The sequence below is a fragment of the Mesorhizobium sp. P5_C1 genome, from assembly GCF_054049815.1.
In genome coordinates, this window is sequence record NZ_JBFULQ010001317.1 from 1 (window position 1) to 646 (window position 646).

Below are 646 nucleotides of genomic sequence, written 5' to 3' on the forward strand. Positions count from 1 at the left end.
GTTTACGAGCGGATCAAGGACCAGATCGTCGCCTACAAGGGGGCCGCGGATACCCAGGCGCTCATCCAGCAGGGAGAGGTAGACCTGGCCTACATCCCCAATGGTCGGGTCAATGATGCCATAAAGGCTGGAGCTAAATGGGCTTATGGCTGGGACGCTTCCGTCTCCGATACCGAATGGTGGGTGGTGATGAAAGGCGCTCCGCATGCAGCCGAGGCCATGAAGTTCATCAACTTCGCCGTCCAGCCCGAGCAGCAGGCAGAACTGACCCGCCAAATCCCTTACGGCCCGACCAATGTCGACGCGCTGAAGCTTCTCGACCCTGCCGTCGCCAAGGATCTGCCGAGCTATCCGGACAACGCGAAGCTTGGCGCAGTTCTCGATTCGAAATGGTGGAACGAGAACCGCGAGTCTGTGAAGACCCGCTGGAACACGGCCATCATGCAGTAGCAGAACTTAGACGGGAAAAAACGATGATGAGACGGAGCGGTATCATAGATTGGGGGCGGCTTTGCCTGCTCGCTCCAGCATTCCTGCTGCTCGTCCTCGCTTTCGCTCTACCGTTGCTTGCCATTGTGCCGGAAGCGTTCGGCGGTGATGCCGTCGGGCGCTTCCTGCGAATTTTCGGAAGTCCGGTGTACCGAAC

The 646-nt window shown here is 58.8% G+C and carries 1 protein-coding gene; it reads left to right on the plus strand.

Annotated elements, in window-relative coordinates:
- On the plus strand, positions 1-450 hold a 450-nt coding region (locus ACXJ7R_RS35590; RefSeq protein WP_457155869.1), incomplete at its 5' end, for an extracellular solute-binding protein.
- Positions 451-646: the final 196 nt, after the last annotated feature.